At 31.6% G+C, this 6,203-nt stretch carries 6 protein-coding genes; all 6 read left to right on the top strand.

Annotation, left to right across the window (positions count from 1 at the left end):
• Positions 1-363, top strand: a 363-nt coding sequence (locus QZT26_RS15965; RefSeq protein ID WP_295103595.1) for a SoxR reducing system RseC family protein, incomplete at its 5' end; no start/stop codon positions are given.
• 124 nt (positions 364-487) lie between these two features.
• Positions 488-1,381: a DNA adenine methylase gene (locus QZT26_RS15960; RefSeq protein WP_099324197.1), complete on the top strand. Its 894-nt coding sequence runs from the start codon at positions 488-490 to the stop codon at positions 1,379-1,381.
• Between the two features lie 8 nt (positions 1,382-1,389).
• Entirely contained in the window at positions 1,390-2,229 is an 840-nt protein-coding gene (locus QZT26_RS15955) for a type II restriction endonuclease (protein ID WP_295103591.1), read from the top strand.
• A 209-nt stretch (positions 2,230-2,438) separates the two neighbouring features.
• Entirely contained in the window at positions 2,439-4,064 is a 1,626-nt protein-coding gene (locus QZT26_RS15950) for a DNA methyltransferase (RefSeq protein WP_197705325.1), read from the top strand.
• A 5-nt stretch (positions 4,065-4,069) separates the two neighbouring features.
• On the top strand, positions 4,070-4,516 hold the full coding sequence (locus QZT26_RS15945) for a hypothetical protein (protein WP_295103588.1): 447 nt from the start codon (positions 4,070-4,072) through the stop codon (positions 4,514-4,516).
• A gap of 153 nt (positions 4,517-4,669) precedes the next feature.
• Positions 4,670-6,019, top strand: coding sequence for a hypothetical protein (locus QZT26_RS15940; RefSeq protein WP_197705326.1), 1,350 nt, complete (start codon positions 4,670-4,672; stop codon positions 6,017-6,019).
• Positions 6,020-6,203: the final 184 nt, after the last annotated feature.

The following is a 6,203-nucleotide window of genomic DNA, read 5'->3' as shown; positions in this document are numbered from 1 at the left end:
TGCAGTGGTTGTGCAGAGGTAAAAAGTAGTCCGCACTATTTGGAAGTTGAAACAGTTCCCGGCACAAAGGAAGGGCAATTGGTAGTTACGCAAAAAACAATCCATTCACCTTACAAAAGTATAATACTCGTGTTTGTCTTTCCCTTAATTAGTTTAATAGCGGGTAGTTACGTAGGGCAAAATTACAACTTTTTTGGTATAACATCAAAAGACATAAGAATTATAGTTTGTGGATTTATTTTTTTTATATCTTCATTGGTTATAGCAGCTATTTACGACAAAATGTCAAAAAGTAAAACAACCACACCTCAAAAAATCATTCCTTATAATCTCCACAATAGCTACGACACCATTTTTAAATAGATTCCACTCCTTATGTTTAAATTTAAAGCCAAGGATAAATGAAAAGGTGTTGTAATAATCAGGACAAAGACCCTTTTGCATTGCAAGGTTTGAATAAGACAAAAAACATTTTAAAGACTTCACAATGAAAAACAAAATAGCAAAACAATTTTTGAAATGGGCTGGTGGCAAAACGCAACTCATTAACGAAATAAAGAAGTCGTTGCCATACGATATTACTAAATCAAGATTTACTTACCTTGAGCCATTTGTAGGAAGTGGTGCTGTTTTATTTTGGATACTCAACAACTTTCCAAAGTTAGAGAAAGCGGTTATCAATGACATTAACGAAGACTTGATAAACACTTACAGAGTCATTGCCACAAAACCCGAAGAGCTTATTTCAATTCTGCAAATCCTGCAAAATGAATATCACAATCTTGACAGCAAACAAGAAGAAAGAAAAGAGTACTACTATCAGAAAAGAGAATTGTACAATACAAGAAAGGAAGAAAAAAGCAGCCAAGCTGCTTTATTTATCTTTCTGAATCGCACTTGCTTTAACGGGCTATACAGAGTAAACAGTAAGAATTTATTCAATGTACCGATGGGTAGTTATAAAAAACCTACTATCTGTGATGGTAAAAACATTTTATCTGTAAGTAATCTTTTGCAAAAAGTTGAAATCCTTTGTGGTGACTACGAAGCGACATTAGATAAAGCGACAAACAATTCATTCTTCTATTTCGATCCACCGTACAAACCATTAAGCGAAACATCAAGTTTTAACTCATACGCAAAAGACGAATTCAATGATGAAGAACAAATAAGACTGAAAAACTTTTGTTCTAAATTAAATGTACTTGGTCATCAATGGATTTTGAGCAATTCTGATGTTAAAGGAAAAAATTCTGCTGATAATTTTTTTGATGATTTGTATAGTGATTTTACGATTTTAAGAGTTGATGCCAGAAGAAGTATTAATGCTAATCCTGAAAAAAGAGGTTCCTTAAAAGAATTATTAATTACAAACCAATAAAATACAGAATGTCTGAACAATTTAAACTATTCTTATCACTACTAAGTGAAACAAATGCAACCCTTGATTATTTTACTGATTTCAAAAAAATAACTTCAAACATCAATAAAATTTCAATAAAGCTGCATCAACTAAACTACCTTATCGGTAAAAAGGATTTAAAACAAGCTGTTAATGAACTTTATGAGGAAAATAAAGGTGTTTTTCAAGTACTTGATGTATTAATCGCAGTTAGAAAAAAAGACAAAAAGAAAGTCATTAATAATGAAGGTAAAATCGTTCTTCTCGAAACCTATTTTGAATCTGCTGAGAAGATACTTGAATATATTAAAGACACTGGCTTAGCTGAAGTTTTTAAAAACTGTAAAATCGCGAACCTTGTCGATTATGTTTTTGGTATTGAAGTCGGTTTAGATACAAATGCAAGAAAAAATAGAGGCGGTGATAAGATGGAAAAAGCAGTTGCTTTGATTTTCGATAACGCAAAGATTTTCCATAAAAAGCAGGTCAACATTACTAATTTTCCTGAAATTCTAAGTTTAGGTGAAGATTTAAAATGTTTTGATTTTGCAATAAAAACCAAGAGAAAAACATATTTGATCGAAGCGAATTTTTACAATAGTACAGGTTCTAAACTTAATGAAACAGCAAGGTCATATTCTGATGTTGCATCCAAAATTAATCAATGCAATAATTTTGAATTTGTTTGGATCACCGACGGTCAGGTTTGGCGTTCAGCCGCAAACAAGCTACAAGAAGCATTCAGTGTCATTCCAAGTATGTATAATCTTGCTACACTTCATTTATTCATTGAAAAACTGAACAAAGAAAAAACTGTTTCTTTTTAAGTATGGTATGTTCACATTTCAAATCCGAAGATAAAAACTTATATTTACTTCATGGAGATACAATGGTTCTCTTGTCTTAATTTGAACATAAATTTGATATGGCTTTTACATGTCCACCATATTTTATATCTAACAACGGACTTTTCAATTCAAAGTGGTAAAATCGTGAGCGTAAATAAAGGTTAATTGGATAAATCAGGTGGCTTCGAATGATTCAAAAAACATCGAAAAATCCAAGTTTGATAACAGAATTTTGTACCCTTTGTAACTCTGAGGTAAAGCATGCATTATCTTCTCATTTTAAAGAATCTCACAGCATAAAGTTGCTTGAAGAATCTATTCTAACTGATGTTGACAACGGTATGCCGGAAGTAGAAATTGGAAGAAAATATGGAATCACCTTCCGCTATTTAGAAAAACTTATAACACAAAGCAAGGGTATTAATGTTGGTTTTATTAAGCATAAAAAAATAAAGACTTTTGAGCCAAAAGATTTTAGCGAAGAAACCACAACAGTTTGGAGTTTTAAAAGCAGGGGTAATTGGGCAACACACAGTGGAGAGTACAGGGGCAACTGGTCTCCTTACATTCCACGTAATGTAATTCTTAAATATTCAAAACCAGGAGAAACTGTCCTGGACTTCTTTTGCGGAGTTGGTACTACTGCAATAGAAACAAAATTGTTGGGTAGAAAATGTATTGCCATTGATATTAATGATACGGCTATAGCTTTAGCGAAAAAAAATGTTGATTTTAAAGTTCCGGTAATAGAACCACTTTTCCAGCATAGCCAGCACAGCCAATATAAAATATATGAACCAGAATTGTTTGTGGGAGATGCGCGGAATCTATCATTTTTGAAAAATAATTCTATCGATCTCATTTGTGCCCATCCTCCTTATGCAAATATTATTCATTATACAGATTCCAAAGAGGGTGATTTATCCAGTCTTGATACGGAACTTTTTTTGAAAGAAATGGATAAAGTTGCTAAAGAAAGTTATAGAGTATTAAAACCAGGCAGGCAATGTGCTATTCTTATTGGAGATACGAGGAAGAAAAAGCATGTGATACCACTAGGGTTTAACCTTATAAATGTCTTTTTGAATGCAGGGTTTAAAATTAAAGAACTAGTAATAAAGCGCCAGCATAATTGCAAAACAACTGGTTTTTGGTATACAAACAGTATTAAGTTTAACTTTCTTTTATTAGCTCACGAATACCTGCCTATTTTTGAAAAACCTATTATAGAAGCAGATGAAGTTAAAGAAGATTATGTTGAATATGGTTTTTTAAGACACTATCAAAAAAAACCGAAGCTTGAGAAAAAACTGGAGGAACTTGAAACTTCAACGGTTTGGATATTTGCAGAGGATAATTTTGAAAAATTATTAAATAAAAATGTTATTGACAGATATACAAGAGAAGATGGATATAAAGTAATTGATATTGGGTTAGATTCTGCGAAAACATCGCTTCTTTCTCATCAAAGAAAGAAAAATCTATTATTTGTCAAGTCCTCCTGTTTGGATAAAAAAGAATATTCCGGTTCCGACATCACTTTGTATCTAAAACAATTAAAAGATGTTTTGCAAAATGAATTGCCGTATATAAACGAAGGTGGACATTTTGTTGTCCAGACAAAAGACGTAAGAATTGGTAAATTTGTAGAACCTTTGGCAAAGTATACTGTTGATTCAGTGAAATTTACAGAATTTGTCATTAAAGAAATTATTGTTGTTACCACCGAAAACCGAAAAATTGTTCAAAAAGAAAATATGTCAGATTTACATACCTCGCACCAGTATTTACTAGTTTACAAAAAGAAAGATTAGCTGCTATGGAATACTTAGAAAAATTTATGTCATTTAATAAGGATGGTAAGAAGGTCCTCCCTTTGAAGGTATTTGAAATAAATGGTGGTTTTATTGTAGGTGTATATCAAGGTTTAATAAGTAAATACGATATTCTCATTAAATACAGACAAAATGTAAGAGATCCGTGGACCAGAATCAGAACACCAAAACATATTCACTGGACAGCAGATATATTAATAAAGCTTTATGCTGATAGGGAAAAAACCCAGGAATTTCTCGATTTCTTAATTAATGTTTGGAATCAAACGAAACCATTCAAAAACAATGAGGAACGAGAAAAATTTTTAAGTATAGAAAATTTATTACATGTTAATCAAAAAGAGATTTGCAGATTAGCACAGATAAAAAACTTCCTTAATTTTCTCCTATCTGCGGATTATTTATTTTCATCCTCCTTTGAAATAATTTAAGTATAGCTTATTTCAATAAGAGAAATTCCATTTCCGTCTGAAGCAAAACAATGGATGTTTCATTCCACTTTTTCTAAGTCTCTCGATCAAGTTAAATCAATATCTAACTTTTAACTCTTGCAAGCTAACCCATTCTGATGCGAAATTTACAATATGAATACTTTCAGCACATTTTTTAAAGCCTTATTAAACAACTCAAATATATCCTTATCACGGGATTTATATATCGATGAAATAAAATATATTATTTCTAAAATAAACGAATATTTTTACACAAATTATAAGGGTATTGGAGATACAAATATTTTAGATGTTGAGTTTGAATATTTCTCCGAATTTCATAAATTCTGGGAGAAATATCATAAGCAGATACTAAATCCACAGATTGATGATAGTCAATGTTCGAATGTTGCAGAAGTGTTACACGATATTTTTACCAAATATGGAAGGACGCTTTTTTATGAATTATATAGCACGTGTTCTCTAACACCTGAAAAAATTTGTAAAATACGGTATTTTTCTGCCAATCAGGATTTTAGAGGTTCAAGAAAATTTGAAGATTTATTTAAACGGTATAAAGACGACCCAAGTATTTTTGATACAAATAACATTAATCAAAACCCAGAAGATTTCTTAAGAAATATTGGAATAACAAGCCTTTCGCAAAATGATAAACGAGTCAAATATGCAATTACAGCTTCTAAACTCTTAATTGACAATAGAATTGAACCTTATGAACTGTTGTCATTTTGCCAGAATGATATAGAAAAGGTAAGAACCCTTTTGATAAACAATCGGGGTTCTGGTTTTGGTAATAAAAAGACGGACATGTTCTTAAGGGATATGGTTGTCTTAGGAGTTTGGAAGAATCCAAAAAATTTTGATAAAATTGATGTTGCGAGTGACATAAATACTGTAAAAGTTGCCCTAAGAAGCAGAATTTTAAAAACCGATATTGTTTTAATAAGCAGCTTTCTGGATGTTTTTTGCTATCAATACACCCTCATTGACAATATGAATGCATTGGCATGGCGGAGAGTTTGGGAAATATGGAATAACAAATATCCAAAAGAGTGCATCGCTAGCCCCAGCCTGATTGATTATTTCATTTACAGGATTATAGGGAAAGAATTCTGCAAAGAATCATTATGCATTTTTAAATGCGAAACAGAAAATCATACTTTTAAATGGCATTCAGGGAGGAATAAGACCTGCCAAATATGCTTCAGAAATAAAGTAAAAAGTAAGGCTCATGTAATAAATAAGGTATTGCCATGCACAGATAATGAAGGCTATTTAGTAATTGAAAATTCTGGTTTTGTTTCTGGCAATAATTCCTTACTTCCGAATCTAAAAGAATGCCCTTTTGAAATTGTCTGTAAGCCTAAAACCGATATTTTTAAAAAGCTTAATCCGCCTACATCTATCAGCATTTTTGGTCAGACTGGATGGGATAAGGCTAGAACAAGAGTTGGTGAAGGCGGTGGTGGAATAATGTCGTAAGCAGTTGTATAAAAATATATTCATTCATAAATACACACATAGGTCACAGCCTTTCATTAATCCCCTAAACCCGAGAAAGAGATAATTTTTTTATTTTTAACGTATTCGCTCAGTTAAATACTTCTATAGGTTGCCAGTAATATACTTACCGTTATAATTAAGGAGATATGTAATGCAAACAACG

This window comes from uncultured Candidatus Kuenenia sp., assembly GCF_900696675.1.
Lineage (GTDB): Bacteria > Planctomycetota > Brocadiia > Brocadiales > Brocadiaceae > Kuenenia > Kuenenia stuttgartiensis_A.
Note: the sequence above shows the minus strand (reverse complement) of the source record. Positions and strands in the feature narration are given on the sequence as shown.